The organism is Streptomyces sp. GbtcB7 (genome assembly GCF_019091445.1).
In the GTDB taxonomy this organism is placed as follows: Bacteria; Actinomycetota; Actinomycetes; order Streptomycetales; family Streptomycetaceae; genus Streptomyces; species Streptomyces mirabilis.
The window spans coordinates 41,630-65,692 of the sequence record NZ_JAGXJM010000026.1; the positions used below are offsets into that span (position 1 = coordinate 41,630).

21 protein-coding genes are annotated in these 24,063 nt (G+C 70.4%); 14 read left to right on the top strand and 7 right to left on the bottom strand.

The window, feature by feature from the left end:
* Positions 1-32: 32 nt before the first annotated feature.
* From KVT44_RS35515 to KVT44_RS35540, 6 genes are all read right to left on the bottom strand, one after another.
* Positions 33-1,022 (bottom strand): zinc-dependent alcohol dehydrogenase family protein, encoded by a 990-nt coding sequence (locus tag KVT44_RS35515; protein ID WP_097284173.1) that lies wholly within the window; start codon positions 1,020-1,022, stop codon positions 33-35.
* Positions 1,019-1,870, bottom strand: a complete 852-nt coding sequence (locus KVT44_RS35520; RefSeq protein ID WP_067364318.1) for a carbohydrate ABC transporter permease — start codon at positions 1,868-1,870, stop codon at positions 1,019-1,021. The genes KVT44_RS35515 and KVT44_RS35520 overlap by 4 nt, the downstream gene beginning before the upstream one ends.
* Positions 1,867-2,805, bottom strand: coding sequence for a carbohydrate ABC transporter permease (locus KVT44_RS35525; protein WP_060902182.1), 939 nt, complete (start codon positions 2,803-2,805; stop codon positions 1,867-1,869). Before KVT44_RS35525 ends, KVT44_RS35520 begins: the two co-directional genes overlap by 4 nt.
* The gene (locus tag KVT44_RS35530) at positions 2,802-4,169 is read right to left on the bottom strand and encodes a sugar ABC transporter substrate-binding protein (RefSeq protein ID WP_054232318.1); all 1,368 of its coding nucleotides are present in this window, start codon (positions 4,167-4,169) and stop codon (positions 2,802-2,804) included. The genes KVT44_RS35525 and KVT44_RS35530 overlap by 4 nt, the downstream gene beginning before the upstream one ends.
* Before the next feature lie 78 nt (positions 4,170-4,247).
* A complete protein-coding gene (locus tag KVT44_RS35535; RefSeq protein WP_079064868.1) occupies positions 4,248-5,018 on the bottom strand; it encodes a DeoR/GlpR family DNA-binding transcription regulator in 771 nt (256 codons plus the stop codon).
* A 326-nt stretch (positions 5,019-5,344) separates the two neighbouring features.
* Positions 5,345-6,169 (bottom strand): NAD(P)-dependent oxidoreductase, encoded by an 825-nt coding sequence (locus tag KVT44_RS35540; RefSeq protein WP_217571508.1) that lies wholly within the window; start codon positions 6,167-6,169, stop codon positions 5,345-5,347.
* Between the two features lie 253 nt (positions 6,170-6,422).
* Here KVT44_RS35540 and KVT44_RS35545 point away from each other — a divergent pair, with 253 nt between their 5' ends.
* The gene (locus tag KVT44_RS35545; RefSeq protein ID WP_308314198.1) at positions 6,423-7,442 is read left to right on the top strand and encodes a 5-dehydro-4-deoxyglucarate dehydratase; all 1,020 of its coding nucleotides are present in this window, start codon (positions 6,423-6,425) and stop codon (positions 7,440-7,442) included.
* On the top strand, positions 7,439-8,611 hold the full coding sequence (locus KVT44_RS35550) for a hypothetical protein (RefSeq protein ID WP_217571509.1): 1,173 nt from the start codon (positions 7,439-7,441) through the stop codon (positions 8,609-8,611). Before KVT44_RS35545 ends, KVT44_RS35550 begins: the two co-directional genes overlap by 4 nt.
* An 18-nt stretch (positions 8,612-8,629) precedes the next feature.
* On the opposite strand, the gene KVT44_RS35555 is transcribed toward KVT44_RS35550, so the two are convergent.
* Positions 8,630-9,820 carry an MFS transporter gene (locus KVT44_RS35555; RefSeq protein ID WP_217571512.1) on the bottom strand — a complete coding sequence of 397 codons (1,191 nt, stop codon included), beginning with the start codon at positions 9,818-9,820 and terminating at the stop codon, positions 8,630-8,632.
* A gap of 154 nt (positions 9,821-9,974) precedes the next feature.
* On the opposite strand from KVT44_RS35555, the gene KVT44_RS35560 reads away from it, so the two are divergent.
* The 12 genes from KVT44_RS35560 to KVT44_RS35615 all read left to right on the top strand — a co-directional run bounded on the left by KVT44_RS35560 (position 9,975) and on the right by KVT44_RS35615 (position 23,921).
* Entirely contained in the window at positions 9,975-10,574 is a 600-nt protein-coding gene (locus KVT44_RS35560) for a TIGR03086 family metal-binding protein (RefSeq protein ID WP_217571514.1), read from the top strand.
* Between the two features lie 398 nt (positions 10,575-10,972).
* Complete coding sequence (locus KVT44_RS35565) at positions 10,973-11,629, top strand: GntR family transcriptional regulator (protein WP_190170317.1); 657 nt, start codon at positions 10,973-10,975, stop codon at positions 11,627-11,629.
* A complete protein-coding gene (locus KVT44_RS35570) occupies positions 11,626-12,534 on the top strand; it encodes a dihydrodipicolinate synthase family protein (RefSeq protein WP_060899646.1) in 909 nt (302 codons plus the stop codon). The genes KVT44_RS35565 and KVT44_RS35570 overlap by 4 nt, the downstream gene beginning before the upstream one ends.
* On the top strand, positions 12,531-14,282 hold the full coding sequence (araD, locus tag KVT44_RS35575; RefSeq protein ID WP_217571516.1) for an L-arabinonate dehydratase: 1,752 nt from the start codon (positions 12,531-12,533) through the stop codon (positions 14,280-14,282). The genes KVT44_RS35570 and araD overlap by 4 nt, the downstream gene beginning before the upstream one ends.
* A 162-nt stretch (positions 14,283-14,444) precedes the next feature.
* Entirely contained in the window at positions 14,445-15,380 is a 936-nt protein-coding gene (locus KVT44_RS35580; protein WP_075026190.1) for a carbohydrate ABC transporter permease, read from the top strand.
* A complete protein-coding gene (locus KVT44_RS35585; RefSeq protein WP_190170320.1) occupies positions 15,377-16,279 on the top strand; it encodes a carbohydrate ABC transporter permease in 903 nt (300 codons plus the stop codon). The genes KVT44_RS35580 and KVT44_RS35585 overlap by 4 nt, the downstream gene beginning before the upstream one ends.
* Positions 16,276-17,541 carry a Gfo/Idh/MocA family protein gene (locus tag KVT44_RS35590; protein WP_217571518.1) on the top strand — a complete coding sequence of 422 codons (1,266 nt, stop codon included), beginning with the start codon at positions 16,276-16,278 and terminating at the stop codon, positions 17,539-17,541. Before KVT44_RS35585 ends, KVT44_RS35590 begins: the two co-directional genes overlap by 4 nt.
* Positions 17,538-18,392 (top strand): PmoA family protein, encoded by an 855-nt coding sequence (locus tag KVT44_RS35595; RefSeq protein ID WP_217571520.1) that lies wholly within the window; start codon positions 17,538-17,540, stop codon positions 18,390-18,392. Before KVT44_RS35590 ends, KVT44_RS35595 begins: the two co-directional genes overlap by 4 nt.
* Entirely contained in the window at positions 18,392-19,927 is a 1,536-nt protein-coding gene (locus KVT44_RS35600; RefSeq protein ID WP_190170323.1) for a glycoside hydrolase 43 family protein, read from the top strand. Before KVT44_RS35595 ends, KVT44_RS35600 begins: the two co-directional genes overlap by 1 nt.
* 45 nt (positions 19,928-19,972) lie before the next feature.
* Complete coding sequence (locus KVT44_RS35605; protein WP_217571522.1) at positions 19,973-21,310, top strand: sugar ABC transporter substrate-binding protein; 1,338 nt, start codon at positions 19,973-19,975, stop codon at positions 21,308-21,310.
* A gap of 138 nt (positions 21,311-21,448) precedes the next feature.
* Positions 21,449-22,243, top strand: a complete 795-nt coding sequence (locus tag KVT44_RS35610) for a rhamnogalacturonan acetylesterase (RefSeq protein ID WP_217571524.1) — start codon at positions 21,449-21,451, stop codon at positions 22,241-22,243.
* A gap of 343 nt (positions 22,244-22,586) precedes the next feature.
* Positions 22,587-23,921, top strand: a complete 1,335-nt coding sequence (locus KVT44_RS35615; protein ID WP_217571526.1) for a polysaccharide lyase family 1 protein — start codon at positions 22,587-22,589, stop codon at positions 23,919-23,921.
* Positions 23,922-24,063 lie beyond the last annotated feature (142 nt).

Consider the following 24,063-nt stretch of genomic DNA (forward strand, 5'->3'; position numbering starts at 1 on the left):
TGAAATCTCCGGCTCGAAACCCCTCGCGCGGACTACGGAACCACCACGATCTTCCTGCCCACCCCGGCCGCGAACTGCTCCAGCGCCTGCGGATACCGCTCCAGCTCGATCCGGTCGCTGATGAAGATCTCCGGGTCGAGCACGCCGTTCGCGAACAGCTCCGCCGCCCGCTCGAAGCTGTGCAGCACCGCCATCGAACCGGTGATGGTGATCTCCTGGTTGTAGATGCGGTACGGGTCGATCGTCACGCGGGTGGCGTAGTCGGCGACCCCGAACTGGAGGAACGTGCCCGCCTTGGCCACCCGGTCCAGGCCGTCCTGGATGGCCGCCGCGTTGCCGGTCGCGTCGACGACGACGTCCCAGCCCTGCGGCCGGTCCAGCTCGTCCGCGTTCGCGGCCGACCCCGAGACGCCGAGCGTGCGTGCCGTCTCCAGTCGGGCCGCGTTCAGGTCCACCACGTCCACGCTCGCCGCGCCGGTTCGCTTGGCCAGCTCCAGCATCATCAGGCCCATCGTCCCGGAGCCGTAGATCAGGACATGGGCTCCCAGGCGGGACCGCAGGACGTCGTAGCCGCGTACCGCGCACGACAGCGGCTCCACCAACGCCGCGTCCTGGGTGCGTACGTGCTCGGGCAGCTTCACGCAGTTCGCCACCGGGGCCACCGCGTACTGCGCGGCCCCGCCCGCCGTGGTGACGCCGATCGCGGCCCAGCGTTCGCAGAGGTTGTTGTGGCCCGCACGGCAGTAGCGGCACTCGTAGCAGTAGAGGGAGGGGTCCACCGCCACGCGGTCGCCGATCGAGATCTCCGTGACCTGGGCGCCGACCCCGACCACCTCGCCGGCGAACTCGTGCCCGGGCACGATCGGCAGCTTCGGCGCGAACTCGCCCTGGAGGATGTGCAGGTCCGTGCCGCACAGGCCGCAGGCGGCGACCTCGACGACGACCTCGCGGGGGCCCGGCGTCGGGTCGGGGACCTCGGTGACGACGGCGCGGCCCACGGACTCGATGACGGCGGCCTTCATTTGACGGCTCCCAAGGACAGGCCCTGGACCAGTTTGTCCTGGGCGGCGAACCCCGCGGCGAGCACCGGCAGGGAGATGACGAGCGACGCGGCGCACACCTTGGCCAGGAACAGGCCCTGGCTGGTGATGAAGCCGGTCAGGAAGACGGGGGCCGTCTCGGCGACCACACCGGTCAGCACGCGGGCGAACAGCAGTTCGTTCCAGCTGAAGATGAAGCAGATCAGGGCCGTGGCCGCGATACCGGGGAGGGCTATGGGGGCTACGACTCGGGCCAGGATCGTCGGTAGTTTCGCGCCGTCGATCTGGGCCGCCTCGATCACCGCCACCGGTACCTCGGCGAGGAACGACTGCATCATCCACACCGCGATCGGCAGGTTCATGGAGGTGTAGAGGATGACCAGGAGCCAGATGTTGTCCAGCATTCCGGTGTTCTTCGCGAAGAGGTAGATCGGGAGGAGGCCAGCCACCACCGGCAGCATCTTCGTCGACAGGAAGAAGAACAGGACGTCCGTCCACTTCTTCACCGGGCGGATGGAGAGTGCGTACGCCGCCGGGAAGGCCAGCAGGAGGACGCAGAGGGTGGAGACCACCGAGGCCACCGTCGAGTTGAGCAGCGCGGGCCAGGGGCTCGCGCCGCCGCCCGTGCCGAAGAAGTCGCGGTAGCCGTCGAGGGTGAGGGCGGCTCCGAAGGACGGCGGGTTGGTCGCCGCGTCCGACTCCGAGTGGAACGACGTCAGGGCCATCCACGCGATGGGCAGGAAGAACAGCACACCGAGCAGCCAGGCCAGCAGGCCCAGGCCCGTTCCCCGGGCACGCCGGGGTCGTACGCGGATCGTGGTGGCGCTCATGCGCGGGACACCTCCTCGCGGAACAGGGACGAGACCACGCGCAGCGCGAAGGTCGCGATGATGATCGAACCGATGACGACCAGGACGCCCGCGGCGGAGGCGAGGCCGTTCTCGTGGGCCTGGTAGAAGCTCTGGTAGACGGTGTAGGGGAGGTTCGCCGTCCCCAGGCCGCCGGACGTGAGGGTGAAGACCGCGTCGAAGTTCTGGACGATGTAGATCGAGCCCAGCAGGGCGCCCAGTTCGAGGTAGCGGCGCAGGTGGGGGAGGGTGAGGTAGCGGAAGACCTGCCAGTCGCTCGCGCCGTCCACCCGCGCGGCCTCGATCTGCTGGTGGTCGCGGCTCTGCAGGCCGGCCAGGAGGATCAGCATCATGAACGGCGTCCACTGCCAGACCAGGGAGGCCTCGACCGCCAGCAGCGGGGTGCCCGAGATCCAGTCCGGCTGGGGGCCGCCGACGTAGTGCAGCAGTCCGTTGAGCAGGCCGTACTCCGGGTTGTAGAGCACGTGCTTCCAGAGCAGGGCCGCGGCCACCGGGACCACCAGGAAGGGGGCGATGAGGAGCGTTCTGACGATGCCCCGGCCGCGGAACTTGCGGTCCAGGAGCAGGGCCAGACCCAGGCCGATGACCAGGCTGGCGACGACCACGGCCGCCGTCAGGAGGATCGTCGTCCAGACGGAGTGGCGCAGATCGGGGTCGGTCAGGACGTCCGAGTAGTTGGAGAGGCCGGTGAAGTGGCGGGCCTTGGGGTAGAGCGCGTTCCAGTCGAAGAAGGAGATCACCAGCGTGGCCACGAAGGGGAGCTGGGTCACGGCGACCATGAAGATCAGGGCGGGGAGCAGCGGGGCGCGGGTGGCCCAGGCGCGCAGCCGGTTGGACGGCTTTCCCAGGGTGCGTACGGGAGTGGCGGCCACGGGGGCCGTTGTCGTGGCGGTCATCGTCCCTCGTACTCCTTGGAGATCTTCTCGGCGAGTTTCTGGGACTTCTTCAGGGCCGAGTCGACGGACTGGCGTCCGGCGATGGCCGCGCTGATCTCTTGCGAGACCTTGGTGCCGAGGTCGGTGAACTCGGGGATGCCGACGAACTGGATGCCGGGCGCGGGGCGCGGCTGCACGCCCGGGTCACGCGGCCGGGCGCCCTCGATGGCCTCGCGGGTCATCTCCTGGAAGGCGGCGGCCTCCTTGGTGTACGCGGCGTTCGTGTAGGTGGAGGCGCGTTTGCCGGCCGGCACGTTGGACCAGCCGATCGTGTCCCCGACCAGCTGCTCGTACTGCTTGCTTGAGGCCCAGGAGATGAACTTCCAGGCCTTGTCGGAGTTGTGGGAGGCCTTCTGCAGACCCCAGGCCCAGGTGTAGAGCCAGCCGGAGGACTTGGTCTTCTCGACGGGTGCGGGTACGTAGCCGATCTTGCCCTTGACCGGAGAGTCGGACGCCTCCAGGGAGCCCGCCGCGGAGGTGGCGTCGTACCACATGGCGGTCTTGCCCTGGGTCATGTTGTTGAGGCACTCGGCGAAGCCGGACTGGGCGGCGCCGGACTCGCCGTGTCCCCGTACGAGGTCAACGTAGAACTTCGTCGCCTTCTCGAACTCGGGGGAGTCGAGACGGGCCTTCCAGTCCTTGTCGAACCAGGTGCCGCCGAAGGTGTTCACGACGGTGGTGAGGGGTGCCATGAGCTCGCCCCAGCCGGGCAGGCCGCGCAGACAGATGCCCTTCATGCCGGACTGGGCGCCGTCGGCCTCGGCGGCCAGCTGTCCCACCTGCTCCCAGGTGGGGTGGTCGGGCATCGTCAGGCCCTTCTGGGCGAAGACGTCCTTGCGGTACATCAGGAAGGACGACTCGCCGTAGAACGGCTGCCCGTAGAGCTTGCCGTCGGCGGCCGTCAGGGACTGCCGCATGGGGGCGAGGATGTCCTGCTCGTCGTAGCCGCTGTCCTGGCGTACGTAGGAGTCCATGTCGTGCAGCCAGCCGTTGCGGGCGTAGATCGGTATCTCGTAGTTGGAGAGCGTGGCGACGTCGTACTGGCCGGCCTGGTTGGCGAAGTCCTGGCTGATCTTGTCGCGGACGTCGTTCTCCGGCAGCACGGTGAAGTTCACCTTGATGCCGGTCTCCTTGGTGAAGTGCGCCTTGGTGAGCTTCTGCAGCTCCACCATCTGCGGGTTGTTGACCATCAGGACGTTGATGGAGTCGCCGCCCGACCCCGACCCGCCCGCTCCGACCCAACAGCCGGAGAGCAGCGGGGCGAGCAGCGTCCCTGCGGCGACCGCGGCGAGTGCGCGCGGCCTCCGTCGGCTCTGGGTTCGCATGGATCGCTCCTGGACGTATAGGGAGATAAAGGGCTTTCTTGGGTGTGACTGTGCCCTTGTAGTGGGTGAGTTGGGTTTTCAGACTCGGATGACCTGGGGGCCCTGCAGGGAGTACCGGTGCGCCTCCGACGTCGGAAGCAGCGTGCTTGTGACGATCGCTTCCAGGGCGGTGATCTCCGCGAAGCGGCAGAAGCTGACCGCCCCGAACTTGGTGTGCACGCCCGCGAAGACCGTGCGCCGGGAGGCCCTGATCGCCTGGGCCTTGACCTCGCTGACCGCCGGGTCGGGGGTGGTGAGGCCGTGTTCGCGGGAGATGCCGTTGGCGCCTATGTACGCCAGGTCGATGACGAAGCCGGCGAGCATCTTCGTCGTCCAGTGGTCCACGGTCGCGAGCGTGCCGGGGCGGACCCGGCCGCCGAGAAGCAGGACGCTGGTGTGGTCGGCCTCGGCGAGTGCGCCCGCCGTGGCCAGGGAGGCGGTGACCACGGTCAGTGGCCGGTCCTTGGGGAGTGCCTCGGCGATGAGCTGCGGGGTGAACCCCTCGTCGATGAACACGGTCTCGGCGTCCCCGAGCAGCTCGGCCGCGGCGCTCGCGATCCGGCGCTTCTCGGGTACATGGCTGGTGGCCCGGAAGGCGAGCGTCGTCTCGAACCCGGCGCTCTCCACGGGGTAGGCGCCGCCGTGGGTGCGGCGGACCAGGCCGTGGTCCTCCAGGGCGCGCAGGTCGCGTCGCACGGTCTCCTTGGCGACGCCCAGTTCGGCGGCGAGCGCGGTGACGTCGACCGCGCCGGTACGGCGGGCGGCCCTGACGATCTCCCGCTGACGTTCTTCCGCGGTCATGGCCGACACCTGCTCCCTGCGTCCTGTGCGTACTGCCCGTTCGGGCCCGGTGTGGGCCTTGGGGGAAGTTCTACAGCGGGTGCGCGGCACTGACCAGGCCTGTTGCGTGACCGATGGTGCCCGGCTGTGACCGTTTGGCGGGGCGGGCGCCCGTGCCGGACCTGGGGCGCAGCGGTGGGCGGGGTGGGATCGGGCAGGGTTCGTGCCCGAACACGGCGGCGGGCGGGCCCGTTCGGTGCCCGCCCGCCCTCTCACGCCCTCGCCGCACGGTCGTCTTCCGGCCGCCCGGTCGTCGCTACGGCCGCCGTCCGGTCGTCCGTACGGCCGTCCGGTGGTCAGTACGGCCAGATCGGCGGATGCGTCGTGAAGTGGCCGCCCAGGTGGGCGTGGTCCGGGTTGGCCGGGTCGAGCTCGCCCTGTTCGGCGATGAGCTTCTCGGCGTACGGCTCGGAGTCGTCGCGCGGCTCGTAGCCCAGCGCCCGGGCCGTCGAGAGGTCCCACCACAGCCGGGTGTTGGCGGAGGAGCCGTAGACGACCGTGTGCCGTACGTCCTCGGCGGTCAGCGCCGCGTGGAAGAGACGGGCGCCGTCCTCGGGGCTCATCCAGACGGAGAGCATGCGCACGCTGGTGGGCTCCGCGAAGCAGGAGCCGATGCGGACCGAGACCGTCTCCAGGCCGTGCTTGTCCCAGTAGAACTGCGCCAGGTCCTCGCCGAAGGACTTGGAGAGCCCGTAGAAGGTGTCCGGGCGGTGCGGGGTGTCGATGGGGATCAGGGCGTCGTCGTCGAAGGGGGCCTCGCCCCGGGGGCGCGGGGTGAAGCCGACGGCGTGGTTGGAGGAGGCGAAGACGATGCGTCGTACGCCCTCTTCGCGCGCCGCCTCGTACAGGTTGTACGTCCCCTCGATGTTCGCCTTGAGGATCTTGTCGAAGGAGGCTTCCAGGGAGATGCCCGCGAGGTGGATGATCGCGTCGACGCCCCGCACGGCCTCGCGCAGGGCGGCCTTGTCCGCGAGGTCAGCGGTGAGCGCGTCCGGCTCGCCCTCGACGGGCAGCAGGTCGAGGAGGCGCAGCTCGTAGCCGTAGTCCGGCAGCAGTCCCCGCATCAGGGTGCCGAGTCCGCCGGCGGCGCCGGTGAGCAGAACGGTGCGGGGAGCGGGCATGCGGGTTTCTCCTCACGGCCACGTGAGTGGCCGTATTCGTGTACGGCATTCACATCCATGGACACGCTAAGGAGCCCCGACCTGCCGCGTCAAGTGTCGCGCGGAGGTGGCGAAATCCGCTGCTGTGTCGCGGGTTTGCGCGCTTGACCGGCCCCAAGGTCGCGCTTTAGCGTGGTGGCGTTCAGAAATATGGACATGGATCAGAAACATGCACCGCTGTTGTGTGCGTGAGCACCTGCCCCAGGGAGAGTCCGTGACGTCAGCCCCCCTTGCCGCTCGGCTCAGCGTCCCCAGCGGGCCGCTGTTCTTCCCCGTCACGGCGTACGGCCCCGACGGTGCCCTCGATCTCGACACCTACCGCGCGCACGTGCGGCGCGGCGTCGAGGCCGGTGCCGCCGCCGTCTTCGCCTGCTGCGGCACCGGGGAGTTCCACGCGCTCACGCCCGAGGAGTTCCAGGACTGCGTACGGGCGGCCGTGGAGGAGACGGCCGGGCGGGTTCCGGTCGTCGCGGGCGCCGGGTACGGGACCGCGCTCGCCGTACGGTTCGCACGCCTCGCCGAGGAGGCCGGGGCCGACGGGCTGCTCGCGATGCCGCCGTATCTGGTGGTGGCGGGGCAGGAGGGGCTCCTGCGGCACTACCGGGAACTCGCCGCCGCCACCTCGCTGGACATCGTGGTCTACCAGCGCGACAACGCCGTGTTCACGCCCGAGACCGTGGTCGAACTCGCCCGCACCGAAGGGATCATCGGCTTCAAGGACGGGGTGGGCGACCTCGACCTGATGCAGCGGATCGTGAGCGCCGTGCGGAGCGAGGTCCCCGGTGACTTCCTGTACTTCAACGGGCTGCCGACCGCCGAGCTGACGGGGCTCGCGTACCGGGGCATCGGCATCACGCTGTACTCGTCGGCGGTCTTCTGCTTCGCACCCGAGATCGCCCTGGCGTTCCACGCGGCGCTCAACGCGGGCGACGACGAGACGGCGAACCGGCTGCTGGACGGCTTCTACCGCCCCTTCGTCGACCTGCGGGCCCAGGGCCGCGGATACGCGGTCTCCCTGGTCAAGGCGGGGGTGCGGCTGCGGGGGCTGGACGTGGGTGAGGTACGGCCGCCGCTGCACGAGCCGACCGAGGACCATGTGAAGCAGCTCGCGCAGCTGATCGAGCGGGGGTACGCGCTGCTGGAACCGCTCGAGGGGCCTGAGGGAGCGCATGAGGGGCCTGCCGGAGCGCTTGAGGGACCTGGGGGAGAAGGTCGGCCGGGGGAGGGCGAGTGAAGGCGTCCGCTTTCGTCTATCCGTGGGACGTCGTCGGGGACCCGGGGGCGGCCGAGCGGATCGCCGGGCTCGGGGTGCGGCAGGCGACGCTCGCCTCCGCGTACCACTCCACGCGCGCGCTGACCCCCCGCCACCCCCGGCACCGGATCGTGACGGCCGCGCACGCCGCCGTCCTGTACCCCGTCGACGACGCACGGTGGGAGGGCCGCGCGCTGCGGCCGTTCGCCGCCGGGGACTGGGCGCCCGGGGACGCGTACGGGGAGGCGGCCGGCGCGCTCGCGGAGGCCGGCCTTGACGTCCACACATGGGTGGTCCTCGCGCACAACTCCCGGATGGGTGCCGAGCATCCGTCCACCTCCGTCGTCAACGCCTACGGGGACCGCTATGCGTGGGCGCCGTGCATCGCGCAGGCCGACACACGGGCGTACCTCGTCGACCTCGCGGTGGAGGCGGCGGTGCGGCCCGGGGCGCTGGGTACGGAACTGGAGTCGCTCGGCTGGTACGGCCTCACGCATCTGCACGCGCACGACAAGATCGGCGGGGTGGGACTCGGGGACGCCGGCCAGTACCTGATGTCGCTCTGCTTCTGCGCGGCCTGCCGGGCGGGGTACGGGGGATACGGGCTCGACGCGGACGACCTGGCGTCGGCCGTCCGGGAGGCGCTGGAGCCGGTGTGGCGGGGGGACGTGCCGTCGGAGGGCGGCTGGCCGGTGGTCGAGAAGCTGCTCGGGGGTGAGACGGCGGCCGCCACGCGCGCGTGGCGTGAGGGCGTGGCCTGTTCGCTCCAGGAGGCGGTGGTCGCGGCGGTGCGGGCGGCCGCGCCGGCCGGCTTCCAGGTGGTGCTGCACGCCGATCCCGTGTCGTACCACTGCGGGGCGAACGCCGGGGTCGATCCCGGGCACATTCTGTCCGTGGCGGACGGGGTGGTGGTGCCGTGCACGGGTGGGGTGGGCCCGCTGGCGCCGTTCGCGGAACAGGGGCGGGACGCGGCCGTGCTGGCCGCCAACTTCACGGTCGTGTCGGGGATGGGAGGCAGTCCGGGCACCTTGGCGGACGACGCGGCCCGGGCGGCTGCGGCGGGCGCGACCGAACTGCGGCTGTATCACGCGGGGTTGGCTTCGGACGGGGATCTGGAAGCCGTGCGGGCGGTGTTGACGGGGTCGGCCTGAGCCCGGCCCCCGGGGGCCCTACAAGCCCCGGGGCCTCCGGCGTTGGAGGAGCGGGGGCAGGGTCAGGAGGCGGGTCAGCCCGAGGGTGAGGAGCAGGGGCCGGTAGTCGACCAGTTCGACCAGGCCCGCGCCGACGGCCAGCCCGAGCGCGTTCGGGGCGTACATCAGGGTGTTCGCGGTGGCGGAGGCGCGGCCGAGGAGCGGGGCCGGAGTCTCGCGCTGGACGGCGGTGTACGCGGCGATCAGGACGCAGGGGAGGCCGAAGCCGATCGCCGCGCCGCAGACCAGGGCCACCGCGTCGGACGGGACCGCGCGGAGCGAGACCGCGACCGCCGTGAGGGCGATGCCGTACGCGGCGAAGCGGCGCTCGCCCAGTCGGCGCAGCAGGGGACCCGAGACCAGGCCGATCAGCACCGAGCCGACGCCCTGGGCGACGTAGAGGAGGCCGACGTACGCGGGGGAGTGGCCAAGACCCTCGGCGACGGCGTAGACCGTGGCGCCGTTGAGGCCCGCGAAGAGCATGGTCGTGGCCGCGGCCAGGATCAGTGGCCGCAGTTCCGGGTGATGCCGGATGTGGCGGATGCCCGCGGCGGTCCGGGCCCGCCAGGCCGAGGGGTCCGGGGCGGGCGGGGCCTCGCGGACCCGCAGCAGCGCGTACAGCCCGGCCGCTAGGGCGAACGTCACGGCGTCCAGGGCGGCCACCCTCGCACCGCCGTACGCCGCGTACAGGCCTGCCCCGGTCAGCGGGGCCAGGAGCTTCATGCCCTCGCCCGCCGTCATGCGCAGGCCGTTGAAGTCGCCGAGGAGGTGCCTGTCGACGGCCGTGGCCACGAGCGCCGACTCCGCCGCGTCATGGACGACGCCCGCCGCCCCGTAGATCAGAAGCACCGTGAAGAGGATCCACAGGCGGTCCCCTGTGGTCACGGCGAAAAGCGTCGGCAGGAGCGCGGCCAGGGCCAGGTTCACGGCGATCAGGAGTGGCCGGCGGTGGGTGCGGTCCGCGAGCACGCCGAGGACGGGGCCGACGAGCGTGGGGGCCCAGAGGGCGAACACGCACAGGGCCGCCAGACCGTTCGAGCCCGTCAGGTCCTTGACCCAGATGCCCGACACCAGCCACATCGCCGACGAGCCGAAGCCCGAGACCACCACTCCGGTCAGGTACAACCCCGCGTCGCGGTCGCCCAGAACACGCGTCACCGTCCATGTCATGGCAGGTGATCGTGGTGCTAAGGAGGGCGGTGGAGGATCGGGCACCCGACCTATCTCCTCGGCCGGGGAGCGATGAGTTCCGGGCGTGGTTCCGGTCTACCTCCGCAGGGGCGCCACACAAGAGCTGAAGAGCTCAAGAGCTGGGGAGCAGCGGATGACGGACGACCGGACCTTCGACACCTTCGACCTCGGGCCGCAGGCCCTGATCGTGGCGCGCCTCGCGGCGGAGACGACGCGGGAGCAGCTCGACCGCGACACTCCCTGTCCCGGGCTCGCGGTGCACCACATGCTCGGGCATCTGGGCGGACTGGCCGTCGCCTTCCGTGACGCCGGGCGCAAGGACCTGGGCGTCACGACCGACACCAACCCCGGTTCCGTGGTGCCGGACATCGGGCCCGACTGGCGCGAGACCCTGCCGAAGGCGCTCGACGAGCTCGCCGAGGCCTGGCGCGACCCGGCCGCCTGGACCGGTGAGACCCGTGCGGGCGGGGTGACGTTGCCGGGCGCGGTCGCCGGGGCCGTGGCCGCCGACGAACTGGTGGTGCACGGCTGGGACCTGGCCCGGGCCACCGGCCGGGAGTACGAGCCCGACGAGGTCGCGCTGCGGGCGGCGTACGGCTTCCTCGCCGCCGCGGCCGAGAACTCCGGTCCGGGCGAGGGCGTGTTCGGCCCCGTGGTGCCGGTGCCCGACGATGCGCCCCTCCTCGACCGCGTGATCGGCCTGAGCGGCCGCGACCCCGGCTGGAAGCCGTAGCCCGGCCTCGCCGGAGACCACGGGTGCCGCTGAAGCGGGGTGCCGGACGGGGATGCCCGGCACCTTCGCCGAGTTGCAGAGGCATACGGATTCCGGAAGGGCTGTGCGCGATCTGATCGTGCACGACATCGAGGCGAACGGGGCGCTGTACAGGGACCACGGGCCGAGTGTGAGGGGAGGGTTCTCGCGTTCCTCCGCAGGGCGGACATCAACCAGCATCGCGAAAGCGAACACCGCGCACAGACGGTCCGGCGGCCCGGACCTCCTTGGTCACTGCAACTTCTTTTGTTCGAAGCGTTGACGAAACACGGCTGCGCTCCTACCTTCAACGCGTCGTACTTCGTACGTCATATATGAGACGCGATACACGAGATCAGATACAGATCCGAGAGGCGCGCATGACCTCTGTGCCCATTCCGATCCCGTCCCGCACGCAATTCGTGCTGGAGGGGATCAAACACCGCATCCTCACCGGGCAGTTGACCCCGGGGCAGGCCCTGGTCGAGACCGAGCTCGCCGCGCAGTTCGGGGTGTCGAAGACGCCCGTGCGCGAGGCACTCAAGACCCTGGCCGGTACCGGACTCGTCGTGATGAACCAGTACAAGGGCGTCACGGTACGCATGGTGGACGCGGACATGGCGCGCGAGGTGTACGACGTGCGGCTGTTGCTGGAGCCGGAGGCGCTGCGGCGGACCGTACGGCGCCAGGCGTCGCTCGACGCCGCACGCGACGCGCTGACCCGCGCCGACGACGCCTCCGACACCGCCGAACGCTCGCTCTCCAACCGGGAGTTCCACCGCGCCCTGTACGTCTCCTGCGGCAACCCGCTGCTCGGCCGGATGCTCGACGAAGTGCGTGACCAGGCCGCTCTCGTGTCGGCGGTCGCCTGGGCCGCCGACCCGTCCTGGGAGCGCGAGGCCGGCGAGCACCGGGAGATCCTGCGCCTCGCCCTGGACGGTGACGCCGACGGCGCGGCCCGCGCGCTGCACGCCCACATCGAGTCGTTCGTGCGACGGGCCTTCCCCGCGACCCAGGAAGAGGTTGGACAGGAATGACAGCGACGTACGAGACCCAGCGGGCGGCGCTCGCCGAGGTCGTGGCGATCCCCGTGACCCCCTTCACGGAGGACGGGACGATCGACGGCGACACCCACCGGGCCCTGCTGCGTCGGCTGCTCGACGGCGGCATCCGCACCCTCACGCCGAACGGCAACACCGGTGAGTTCTACGCCCTGACCCCCGAAGAGCGGAACCTCGTCACCGAGTTGACGATCGACGAGGCCGGCGACCGCGCCGCCGTCCTGGTCGGCGTCGGACACGACGTGCCGACCGCCGTCGCCTCCGCCCGGCACGCCCGGGAGCTCGGGGCACAGATGGTGATGGTCCATCAGCCCGTGCACCCCTACGTCTCGGAGGGCGGCTGGGTCGACTACCACCGGGCCATCGCCGAGGCCGTGCCGGAGCTGGGCGTCGTGCCCTACATCCGCAACCCGGTGCTGCCCGGCGCCCGGCTCGCCGACCTCGCCGACGTCTGCCCGAACGTGATCGGCGTGAAGTACGCCGTCCCGGACGCGGCCCGCTTCGCCGCCTTCGCCCGGGACGCGGGGCTCGACCGGTTCGTGTGGGTCGCGGGCCTCGCCGAACCGTACGCCCCGTCCTACTTCTCGGCCGGTGCCACGGGCTTCACCTCGGGCCTCGTGAACGTCGCCCCGGCCGTCTCCCTGAACATGATCGAAGCCCTTCGAGCCGGCGACTACCCGGCCGCCATGAAGGTCTGGGAGCAGATCCGCCGCTTCGAGGAGCTGCGCGCGGCGAACACCTCCGCCAACAACGTCACCGTGGTCAAGGAGGCCCTCGCCTCGCTCGGCCTGTGCCGCCGCGAGGTGCGCCCGCCGAGCAGGGAACTGCCCGAGTCCGAGCGGGCGGAAGTCGCCGCCATCGCCGCGGGGTGGTCCATATGAGCCAGGGCAGAAGGGAGCCCAAGCGCCCCGAGGAGCTCCGGAGCCATCAGTGGTACGGCAGCGGCGTCTCGTCGGGTCTGCGCTCCTTCAGCCACCGGGCCCGCACCCGCCAGCTCGGCTACCTTCCCGAGGAGCACCTCGGCAAGCCGGTCATCGCGATCCTGAACACCTGGTCCGACATCAACCCCTGTCACGTCCATCTGCGCGATCGCGCGCAGGCCGTGAAGCGGGGGGTGTGGCAGGCCGGGGGCTTCCCGCTGGAGTTCCCGGTCTCCACCCTCAGCGAGACCTTCCAGAAGCCGACCCCGATGCTCTACCGCAACCTGCTGGCGATGGAGACCGAGGAACTGCTGCGCTCGTATCCCGTCGACGGCGCGGTGCTGATGGGCGGCTGCGACAAGTCCACGCCCGCCCTGCTCATGGGCGCCGCGTCCGTCGACCTGCCGGCCGTCTTCGTGCCCGCCGGGCCCATGCTGCCCGGACACTGGCGAGGCGAGGTCCTCGGCTCCGGCACCGACATGTGGAAGTACTGGGACGACAAGCGCGCCGGACTCATCGGCGACTGCGAGATGACCGAGCTGGAGAGCGGGCTCGCGCGGTCTGCGGGGCACTGCATGACCATGGGTACGGCGTCCACGCTGACGGCCGCCGCCGAGGCGCTCGGGGTGACCGTGCCCGGCGCGTCCAGCATCCCCGCCGTCGACTCCGGGCACGACCGGATGGCGGCCGCGGCGGGCCTCAGGATCGTCGAACTCGTCCGTCAGGACCGGAAGTTGTCCGACATCCTCACCGCGGACGCGTTCGAGGACGCGGTGACGACCGTCCTCGGGCTCGGCGGCTCCACCAACGCCGTGATCCATCTGATCGCCATGGCGGGCCGGGCGGGCGTCACCCTCACGCTCGACGACTTCGACCGGATCGCGCGGACCGTGCCGGTGCTCGCGAACGTCCGGCCCGGCGGCCAGAAGTACCTCATGGAGGACTTCCACTTCGCCGGCGGTCTGCCCGGGTTCCTGTCGCGGATCACCGATCTGCTGCACCTGGACCGGCCGACGGTGTCGTACGACAGCATGCGCGAGCAGCTGGCCGGCGCCCAGGTGCACGACGACGACGTCATCCGCACCCGGCACAACCCGGTCGCCGCCGAGGGCGGAGTCGCCGTACTGCGCGGCAACCTCTGCCCCGACGGCGCCGTCATCAAGCACATCGCCGCCGAGCCGCAGCTGCTCAAGCACACCGGTCCCGCGGTCGTCTTCGACGACTACAAGACCATGCAGCGGACCATCAACGACCCCTCGCTCGGCATCACGGCGGACAGCGTGCTGGTGCTGCGGGGCTCCGGGCCCAAGGGCGGTCCCGGCATGCCGGAGTACGGGATGCTGCCCATCCCCGACCATCTGCTGAAGCAGGGGGTACGGGACATGCTGCGGATCTCCGACGCCCGGATGAGCGGCACGAGTTACGGCGCCTGTGTGCTGCACGTGGCGCCCGAGTCGCACATCGGCGGACCCCTCGCCCTGGTACGCACCGGGGACACGATCACCCTCGACGTCGAGGCACGGTCGCTCCAGCTCAACGTGGACGAAGCGGAGTTGGAGCGGCGCAGGGCGGAGTGGACGGCGCCGCCCGAACGGTACGAGCGCGGGTACGGGGCGCTCTACAACGAGCAGATCACCCAGGCGGACACCGGCTGCGACTTCGCGTTCCTGGCCCGGCCGGGGAAGGTGCCGGACCCGTACGCGGGCTGAGCGCGCCCGCGAGGGCCGCCCCTCTTTGAGTCTCACCTGATCGACATCTTGAACAGCAAGCAGTGATCACCAAACAGCAAGCGCTTCACCCATGTGTACGTAGCAAGCGCTTCCTGTCGTACGGCAAGCGTTCCACGGCACCCGCCAGAACGGAGAACAGTCATGGCCCAAGCCGCAGTCGTGGCGAAACAGCCCGCGCCACCCCGGCGGCGCCGTGGCTCGGCGACGCCCCGCAAGCTCCCGTATCTGCTGATCGCCCCGGCGGGCCTGCTGATGCTGGGCTTCATCGCCTACCCGGTCATCAGCGTCTTCTACTACAGCCTGCAGAACTACAACCCCACCAAACCGTGGCGCAACGGCTTCGCGGGCTTCGACAACTTCACCCACGCCTTCACCAGCGACCCCCAGTTCTGGGACACGCTGACCTTCAGCGCCAAGTGGGTCTTCGTCGAGGTCGGCCTGCAACTGCTCTTCGGGCTCGCGCTCGCGCTGATCGTCAACCAGACCTTCGTGGGACGGGCCGTCGGCCGCGCGCTGGTCTTCTCGCCCTGGGCCGTCTCCGGTGTGCTGACCTCCGCGATCTGGGTGCTGCTCTACAACTCCCAGACCGGCATCACCCGTTACCTGGCCGACGCGGGCATCGGCCAGTACGGCACCAGCTGGCTGTCGGACACCTCCACCGTCTTCCCGGCGGCCGTGGTCGCCGACCTGTGGCGCGGTGTCCCCTTCTTCGCGATCCTGATCCTCGCCGACCTCCAGTCCGTCTCCAAGGACCTGTACGAGGCCGCCGAGGTCGACGGCGCCAGCCGCTTCAAGCAGTTCCTGCACATCACGCTGCCGCACCTGAAGGACGCCATCATCCTGTCCACGCTGCTGCGCGCGGTGTGGGAGTTCAACAACGTCGACCTGCTCTACACGCTGACGGGCGGTGGTCCCGCGGGCGAGACGACGACCCTCCCGCTCTACATCGCCAACACCAGCGTCGACGCCCACAACTTCGGCTACGCGTCCGCCCTCACCACGGTCGCGTTCGTGATTCTGCTGTTCTGTTCGGTCGTCTATCTGCGACTGAGCAAGTTCGGAGGCGGGGACAAGTGATCACCGAGGACGCCACGATCAGCGCCCCCGCGGCGCCCGCCCCACCCGCCGAGGAGCCCCGGCAGCGCCCGGGAAAGAAGCGCCGCGCCTGGGACGAGGTCCCGCGGTGGCACATCTACCTCCCGCTCTCCCTCTACCTCCTCTTCACCCTGATCCCCTTCTACTGGATCCTGCTCTTCGCGCTGCGCCCGGCCGGCTCGACCTCGCTCGTGCCGTGGCCCATGACCTTCGACCACTTCGACAAGGTGTGGAACGACCGCAGCTTCGGGACCTACTTCCAGAACAGCGTGCTCATCGCCGTCGCCACGCTGGTGATGACGACCCTCGTCGCCCTCGCCGGCGGCTACGCCCTGGCCCGCTTCGACTTCAGGATCAAGCGCGGCTTCATGCTGGCGCTGCTCTGCTCCCAGTTCGTGCCGGGCGCGCTGCTCCTGGTCCCGCTCTTCCAGATCTTCGCCAAGCTCCAGATGATCAACTCGCTGGGCAGCGTCATCATCGCCGAGACGGTCTTCCAGCTGCCGCTGTCGATGATCCTCATCAGCGGGTTCATCAGGAACGTCCCGTACTCGCTCGAAGAGGCCGCCTGGGTCGACGGCTGCGACCGCTTCACCGCCTTCCGGATCGTCGTCCTGCCCCTGCTGCGGCCCGGGCTGATCGCCGTCGGCTCCTTCGCCTTCGTGCACGCCTGGAACCACTTCCTGTTCGCCCTGATGTTCCTCAGCGACCAGAGCAAGCAGACCATCCCCGTCGGCCTCAACACGCTGATGAGCTCCGACAGTGTCGACCTGGGCGCGCTCGCCGCGGGCGGCATCATCGCGGCCGTCCCCGTCGTCATCGTCTTCGCCTTCATCCAGAAGTGGCTGATCACCGGCTTCAGCGCGGGGGCGGTGAAGGGATGAGGCCCGCCGAGGAATTCCCGTCGAGCACGCCCACCGGAAAACTGCCGCTGCCCGTCGTTCTCGCGGGTGCGCGCGGCCACGGCCGTTGGCACCTGGAGAACATCCGCCGGCTCCAGGACAAGGGGCTCGTACGGCTGGCGGGCATCTGCGAGCTGACCCCGCTCGACGCGGAGGAACTGAACGGGCAGACGGTCGAGCAGTCGGCCGACTTCGGCGCCCTTCTCGACTCCACCGGCGCCGCGATCGCCGTGATCTGCACGCCCATCCCCACCCACACCGACCTGGCGCTGATCGCCGCGGGCAAGGGCGTACACCTGCTCCTGGAGAAGCCGCCCGCGCCGTCGTACGCGGAGTTCCGCCGGATGGCCGACGGGGTCGCCGCGGCCGGGGTCGTCTGCCAGATCGGCTTCCAGTCGCTCGGCTCGCACGCCGTGCCCGCGATCCGGAAGCTGATCGCGCAGGGTGCGATCGGCCAGGTGGCCGGGATCGGCGGGGCGGGCGCCTGGGCACGCGACGAGGCGTACTACCGGCGGGCGCCGTGGGCGGGCAAGCGCCGTCTGAACGGCGTGGACGTGATCGACGGGGCGCTCACCAACCCCCTCGCGCACGCCGTCGCCACCGCCCTCGCGCTCAACGGGTCCACCCGCGCCGAGGATGTCACCGCGATCGAGACCGAGCTGCTGCGCGCCAACGACATCGAGTCGGACGACACGTCCTGCGTACGGATCACCACCCCGCGGGGCCGGGTCACCGTCGCCGCCACGCTCTGTGCCGAGCGGCCCGGCGAACCGTACGTCCTGGTGCACGGCAGCAGCGGCCGGATCACCTTCTGGTACAAGCAGGACCGCGTGCTGGTGCAGCGGTCGGGGCACGGCCCCGAGGAGATCGAGTACGGCCGTACGGACCTGCTGGAGAACCTGGTCGCACATCTGATGGAGGGCGCCGAACTGCTGGTCGCGCCGGATGTGACGGGTGCCTTCATGAAGGTGGTGGAAGCGATCCGGCAGGCGCCGGATCCGCTCGCGCTGCCCGCCGACGCCTGGGAGCTGCTCCCCGAGGAGAACCGTCGGGTCGTGCCCGGCATCGACGGACTCGTCGCGGCCGCCGCCGACACCCTCGCCCTCTACTCCGAGCTCGGCGCCTCCTGGGCCCGGCCGCACCAGGCCCCGAACGACGTTCGAAGCGACGTCCCGAACAAGGCCGCGGACAAGGCCGCGGACAAGTCTGCGAACAAGGTGGGAAGCGAGGTGAGCACCCCATGAACCACGCGCAGAGCACCGACTCGCTCGTCCTGCGAGTCGCGGGCCGCCCGGTCGGCCGGTACGTCACCCGGCCCGAACTCGCCCCCCGGTTCTCGCCGCGCCCCTATCTCCACCCGGTCACCACCCTGGCCGGCACGGCTGTCACCGAGCTCAGCCCCGCCGACCACACCCACCACCTCGGCGTCGGTGTCGCCGTTCCCGACGTCGAGGGGCACAACTTCTGGGGCGGCCGCACCTACGTCCGCGACCAGGGACCCACCGAGCTCGCCAACCACGGCGCCCAGCGGCACGCCGGTTTCCAGCTGCGCGACCCGGACGGCTTCGTGGAGGAGCTGCGCTGGGTGGCCGCGGGCGGCGAGCTGCTGCGCGAGCGCCGCACGGTCGCCGTCACCGAACTCACCGACTCCGCCTGGGCGTTGGACTTCACCTTCTCCCTCACCAACACGACCACGCACCCCCTGTCGATCGGCAGCCCGGCCACCAACGGGCGGCCCGGAGCGGCCTACGGCGGCTTCTTCTGGCGGGCCCGCAAGGAAGCACAGGCGCCGCGCGTCTTCACCGCCGACACCGAGGGCGAGGAGGCGGTCCACGGAGCCCCCGCCGACTGGCTCGCCCTCGTGGGTGCGGGCTGGACCCTCGTCTTCGCCGGGGCCACCGCCGCGACCCGCCGTGACCCGTGGTTCGTGCGCACCACCGAGTACCCGGGCGTCGGCTCCTCCCTCGCGCACACCGAACGGCTGCCGATCCCGCCCGGGGAGACGGTCGTACGCCGGATCGTCACCGTCGTCGCGGACGGCGCCCTCGGCAGAAGCGAGGCCGCGGCGCTGGTACGCAAGGCGGTGAGCCCCTGATGGCGCTGACCTCCGCCGACCTCGGCGACGGCACCTACCGCAACCCCGTCCTCGACGCCGACTGGTCCGACCCCGACCTGCTGTGCGTGGGCGACGACTTCTACCTCACCGCCTCCAGCTTCGGTCGCGTGCCCGGCCTGCCGCTCCTGCACTCCCGCGACCTGGTCAACTGGACGCTCGTCGGACACGCCCTCCAACTCCTCGAACCCGCGAGGGACTTCAGGAAGCCCCGGCACGACTGCGGGGTGTGGGCGCCGTCCCTGCGGCACCACGACGACCGCTTCTGGATCTTCTGGGGCGACCCCGACCACGGCATCTTCCAGGTCAACGCCCCGGAGATCCGCGGTCCCTGGACCCGGCCGCACCTCGTCAAGGAGGGCAAGGGACTCATCGACGCCTGCCCGCTGTGGGACGAGGAGACCGGCGAGGCGTATCTCGTGCACGCCTGGGCCAAGTCCCGCGCGGGCGTGAAGAACCGGCTCACCGGCCACCGCATGCGCCCCGACGGCACCGGACTGCTCGACGAGGGCAAGGTGATCATCGACGCGGACCGGATCCCGGGCTGGTTCACCCTCGAAGGGCCCAAGGCCTACCGGCACGACGGCTGGTTCTGGATCTTCGCACCCGCCGGGGGAGTGGAGACCGGCTGGCAGGGCGCCTTCCGCTCGCGCGGCTTCTTCGGCCCGTACGAGGAGCGGGTGGTGCTGGAGCAGGGGGACACCGAGGTCAACGGCCCCCACCAGGGCGGCTGGGTGCGCACGGGGGCCGGCGAGGACTGGTTCGCGCACTTCCAGCAGCGCGGGCCCTACGGGCGGGTCGTCCACCTCCAGCCGATGCGCTGGGGCGCCGACGGCTGGCCGGTGCTCGGTGACAAGGGTGTCCCCGTCGCCGTACACCGGAAGCCGCGACTGCCGCCGCAGCCGCCCTCCGCGCCCGCCACCGACGACGACTTCCCCGGCGGCCGGTTCGGACGGCAGTGGCAGTGGACCGCCAACCGGCAGGACGGCTGGGCCACCCAGCACTCGGGGGACGGACTGCGGCTGAGCTGCGTACGGACGGTGGACGCGCACGACCTGCGCAGACTGCCGAACGTCCTCACCCAGCGGTTACCCGGCACCCCCGCCACCGTCGAGGTGGAGCTGCGCCTCGACAGCGAGGAGCCGGGGGCGCGGGCGGGACTCGCGGTGCTCGGCGACGCCTTCAGCTGGATCGGGCTCCAGCGGGAGGCGGACGGATCGGTGCGGCTCGTGCACCGGTTCGCCGAGTCGGTCGCCGAGCGTGAACGCGACGCCGCACATCCGCGAGAGGCGCCCGAGGGGCGGGCCCGGCTGTGGATCGAGAGCGGGGCGGGGGCGCGCTGCCGGTTCTCGTACGACGTCGGGGGCGGCCGGCAGCCCTCCGGCCAGGTCTTCGCCGCCACCCCCTGGCGCTGGGTCGGCGCCCTGCTCGGACTTTTCGCACTCGCGCCCGTCGGCGGGGGACACGCCGGCGCGGCCTCGTTCACGCAGTTCCGCATCACCAGTTCCTTCCGCTGACAAGACCCCACAACCCCGTTGGATCCAGAAGAAGAGAGCCGATCAATGAAGATCAACATGCACAGAACCGGGCGTGCCGCGACGGTCGTCGCCCTGGGCTCCGTGCTCGCGCTCACCGCCACCGCCTGCGGCGACAACGGCAGCGGAGCGGCGGGCGACAAGGGCACCGAGGGCTCCGGCAAGGGCGAGATCACCTTCTGGGACAACAACGGCGGTGTCCGCACCGACATCTGGAAGCAGATCATCGCGGACTTCGAGAAGAAGTACCCGGACATCAAGGTCAAGTACGTCGGCATCCCGGCGGCGAGCGCCCAGTCGAAGTACGACACCGCCATCCAGGGCGGCGGCCTGCCCGACGTCGGCGGCGTGGGCACCGCGATGCTCGCCGAGGTCGCCGTCCAGGGAGCGCTTGAACCGCTGGAGAGCCGGCTCAAGGGGAGCTCGCTGAACGGCAAGCTGAGCCAGAACCTGCTCGACGTCAGCCGGTCCGCGGGCGGCGGTGACGCCCTGTACCAGGTGCCGACCTCGGCCAACAACGGCACGCTGTGGTACCGGACGGACCTGTTCAAGGCGGCGGGACTGGACGCCCCGACCACCTGGTCGAAGTTCTACGACGCCGCCGACAAGCTCACCGACAAGGGCAAGAACAAGTTCGGCTTCACCATCCGGGGCGGCGAGGGAGCCATCGCGCCGGCCCTCGACGCGGTGTACGGCCAGACCGGCATCACCTCGTTCTGGAACGGCGACAAGACCACCGTCAACGACCCGAAGAACGTCGCCGCCCTCGAGAAGTACATCGCCCTGTACAAGAAGGACACCCCGTCCGCCGACGTCAACAACGACTTCACCAAGATGGTCGCCCAGTGGGACAGCGGCACCATCGGCATGCTCAGCCACAACCTCGGCTCCTACCAGGACCACGTGAAGGCGCTGGGTGCGGAGAAGTTCCGCGGCATCCCGAACCCGACGCAGGACGACGGCACACGCGTGCAGGTGTCCAACCCGGTCGACGGGATGAGCCTGTTCAAGTCCAGCAAGAACAAGGCGGCCGGCTGGAAGTTCATCGAGTTCGCCCTCTCGGCGGCGGAGAACTCCAAGTTCAACGAGTCGGCGGGACAGGTCCCGGCGAACACCGACGCCGCGAAGGACGCGTGGATCCAGAAGGCCGAGCCCACCAAGCTGGCCGCGGAGGCGCTGAACGGGGCCGGTACCAAGATCGTGCAGCTGCCGTACTACCTGCCGGACTGGAACACGATCTCCAAGTCCGACAACGAGCCGAACTTCCAGAAGCTGCTGCTCGGGAAGATGAGCGCGAAGCAGTTCCTGGACACGCTGGCCGACCAGTTGAACAAGGCGCAGGCGGACTGGAAGGCGAACCACTAGCTCCGCTGGGCCGGGTGCGGTCGGTTCGTGGTCTTCCAGGTTGTGTGGCGACCGCGGGCCGGGCGTGGCTGGTCGCGCAGTTCCCCGCGCCCCTAAAGACGGGGCGCGGGCCCACCCTCTGCTGAAAGGCACACGCCTGTGTCCCTCACCCGCAGACAGGTCACCTCGGCGGCCCTTGTCGCCGTTCCGGTCGCTCTTGCGGCGACCGGCACCGCACAAGCCGCCCAGCGTCGCCGCACCCTCTACATCGCCGGTGACTCCACCGCCGCCCAGAAGTACGCGGACGTCGCGCCCGAGACCGGGTGGGGCATGGCGCTGCCGTTCTTCCTGCGGGAGCACCTGGGCGTCGCCAACCACGCCGTGAACGGGCGGAGTTCGAAGAGTTTCGTCGACGAGGGGCGGCTCGAGGTCATTTTCGAGGCGATCCGGCCCGGCGACCTCCTGCTCATCCAGTTCGGGCACAACGACGAGAAGAGCGCCGACCCGACGCGCTACACCGAGCCCTGGACGACCTACCAGGACTACCTGCGGCAGTACGTCGACGGGGCGCGGGCCCGTGGCGCGCGGCCGGTGCTCGCCACCTCCGTGGAGCGCAGAAAGTTCGACGCGGACGGCAACGCCGTGCCGACCCACGGCGACTACCCGGCGGCGATGCGTGCCCTCGCCGAGGAGGAGCGCGTGGCGCTGCTCGACATCCAGGCCCTGTCGATCGCCCTGTGGCAGCGGCTCGGCGTCGAGGAGACCAAGAAGTACTTCAACTGGACCGCGACCGAGCAGGACAACACCCACTTCAACCCGCCGGGTGCGATCGCCGTGGCCCGTCTCGTCACGGCCGAGCTGCTGCACCGCCGGGTGCTGGCACACCGGGACGTGCGCCGGCTGGACGAGGAAGTCCCCGAGTCCTGGATCACCTGGCCGGACGCGGCCGTGTAACCCCCTTCCACAGAACCCTCAGCCAGAAGGAGAGCCGCACATTGAATCCTCACCTCCGTGAACGGAGGTAATTCCTGGCTCACGCCGCCTCTCGGACCGGCGGTCCGTCAGGTCTTCCACGATCAACACCAGCCGGGTTGAAACCAGCCCGGGCAGCTCACCTGCTGCGAGGTCACACAACTTGAAGGAGACTCCGCGTGCTTGGCTCTCGCGACGCATCGTCTGCGAATCACGCTAGCAGGACGCCGGTCCGCCCTGGAGGCGAACCGGCTGTTCCTGCCCTGCTGCACAGGTGTCCGATTCCTCCCCGGCCTGAAGGCCGGAGCGTCCTCGGAGGGATCCGGTGAACACGCAGAGATGGCATGCACATGCCACAACAGGGCCGGTGACGACGGCCCTGCTGGTCGGTTGCACCTCCCTGGCCCTCGCCGTCACCGGCACCACCGCCCAGGCCCAGGCCCGGTCGGGCGACCTCGGCCGAGGGACCCTCGCCACCGGTGACGGCTGGGGCTCCTACGGCACGGGGACCTCCGGTGGTGCGGCGGCCGACACCGCGCACGTGTACACCGTCACCACCTGGGCCGAGTTCAAGGCCGCGCTGAAGAACGGCGGCACCGCCCCGAAGATCATCCAGGTGAAGGGCACGATCGACGCCAACGCCGAGGGCTGCGACTCCTTCGCCGCGCCGGGCTACGGCTTCGACGCCTATCTGCAGAAGTACTCGCCGGAGAACTGGGGATACGGCACGAACCTGGACGCCGAGCCCGACGACAGCCCCGAAGGTCTGCGCCGCGCCTCCGCCGCCAACCAGGACACCGCCATCAAGGCGGAGATCCCCGCCAACACCACCCTCGTCGGCCTCGGCAAGGGCGCGGGGTTCAAGGGCGCCAGCCTCCAGATCAAGGCCGTGGACAACGTCATCGTCCGCAACCTCACCTTCGAGAGCCCGCTCGACTGCTTCCCGCAGTGGGATCCGACCGACACCTCCGTCGGCAACTGGAACTCCGAGTACGACAGCGCGGTGGTGTACGGCTCCACGCACGTCTGGCTGGACCACAACACCTTCACCGACGGGGACCACCCCGACAGCACGCTGCCCACGTATTTCGGCCGGATCTTCGAGCAGCACGACGGCGAGCTGGACATCGTCAAGGGCGCGGACTACGTGACCGCCTCCTGGAACGTCTTCGCCGACCACGACAAGACGATCCTCATCGGCAACAGCGACAGCGCGTCCACCGCGGCGGTCGACCGGGGCCACCTCAAGGTCACCTTCCACCACAACCTGTTCTCGAACCTCGTCGAGCGCGCGCCGCGTGTCCGCTTCGGCCAGGTCGACTCGTACAACAACCACTTCGTCGCGGGCGACGGCTACTCCTACAGCTACGGCATCGGCATGGAGTCCCAACTCGTCGCCGAGCACAACGCGTTCACGCTGCCCGCCGGGGTCAGCGCGGCGACCGTCCTGAAGAAGTGGAAGGAGGCGCCGCTCACCGCCGCGGACAACTACGTCAACGGGGCGGCCACCGACCTGATCGCCGTGCACAACGCGGAGATCCCGGCGGAGACGCTGCAATCCGGGGCCGGATGGACGCCGACCCTGCGCACGAAGGTCGACTCGCCCAGGGCGGTGCCGCGGATCGTGGACCGCGGGGCAGGCGCCGGAAAGATCTGCTGACCAGCTGATCCGGCTGACCAACCGACCCGGTCGACCAGCTGATCCGGTCGAACCGGCTCCGATCGTTCCAGCCCTCCCGGTCAGGCCGGAGCGGCTCCGCACCGCCCCTCATCCAGGGCGCGCCGCTCCGGCCCCTCGTCCC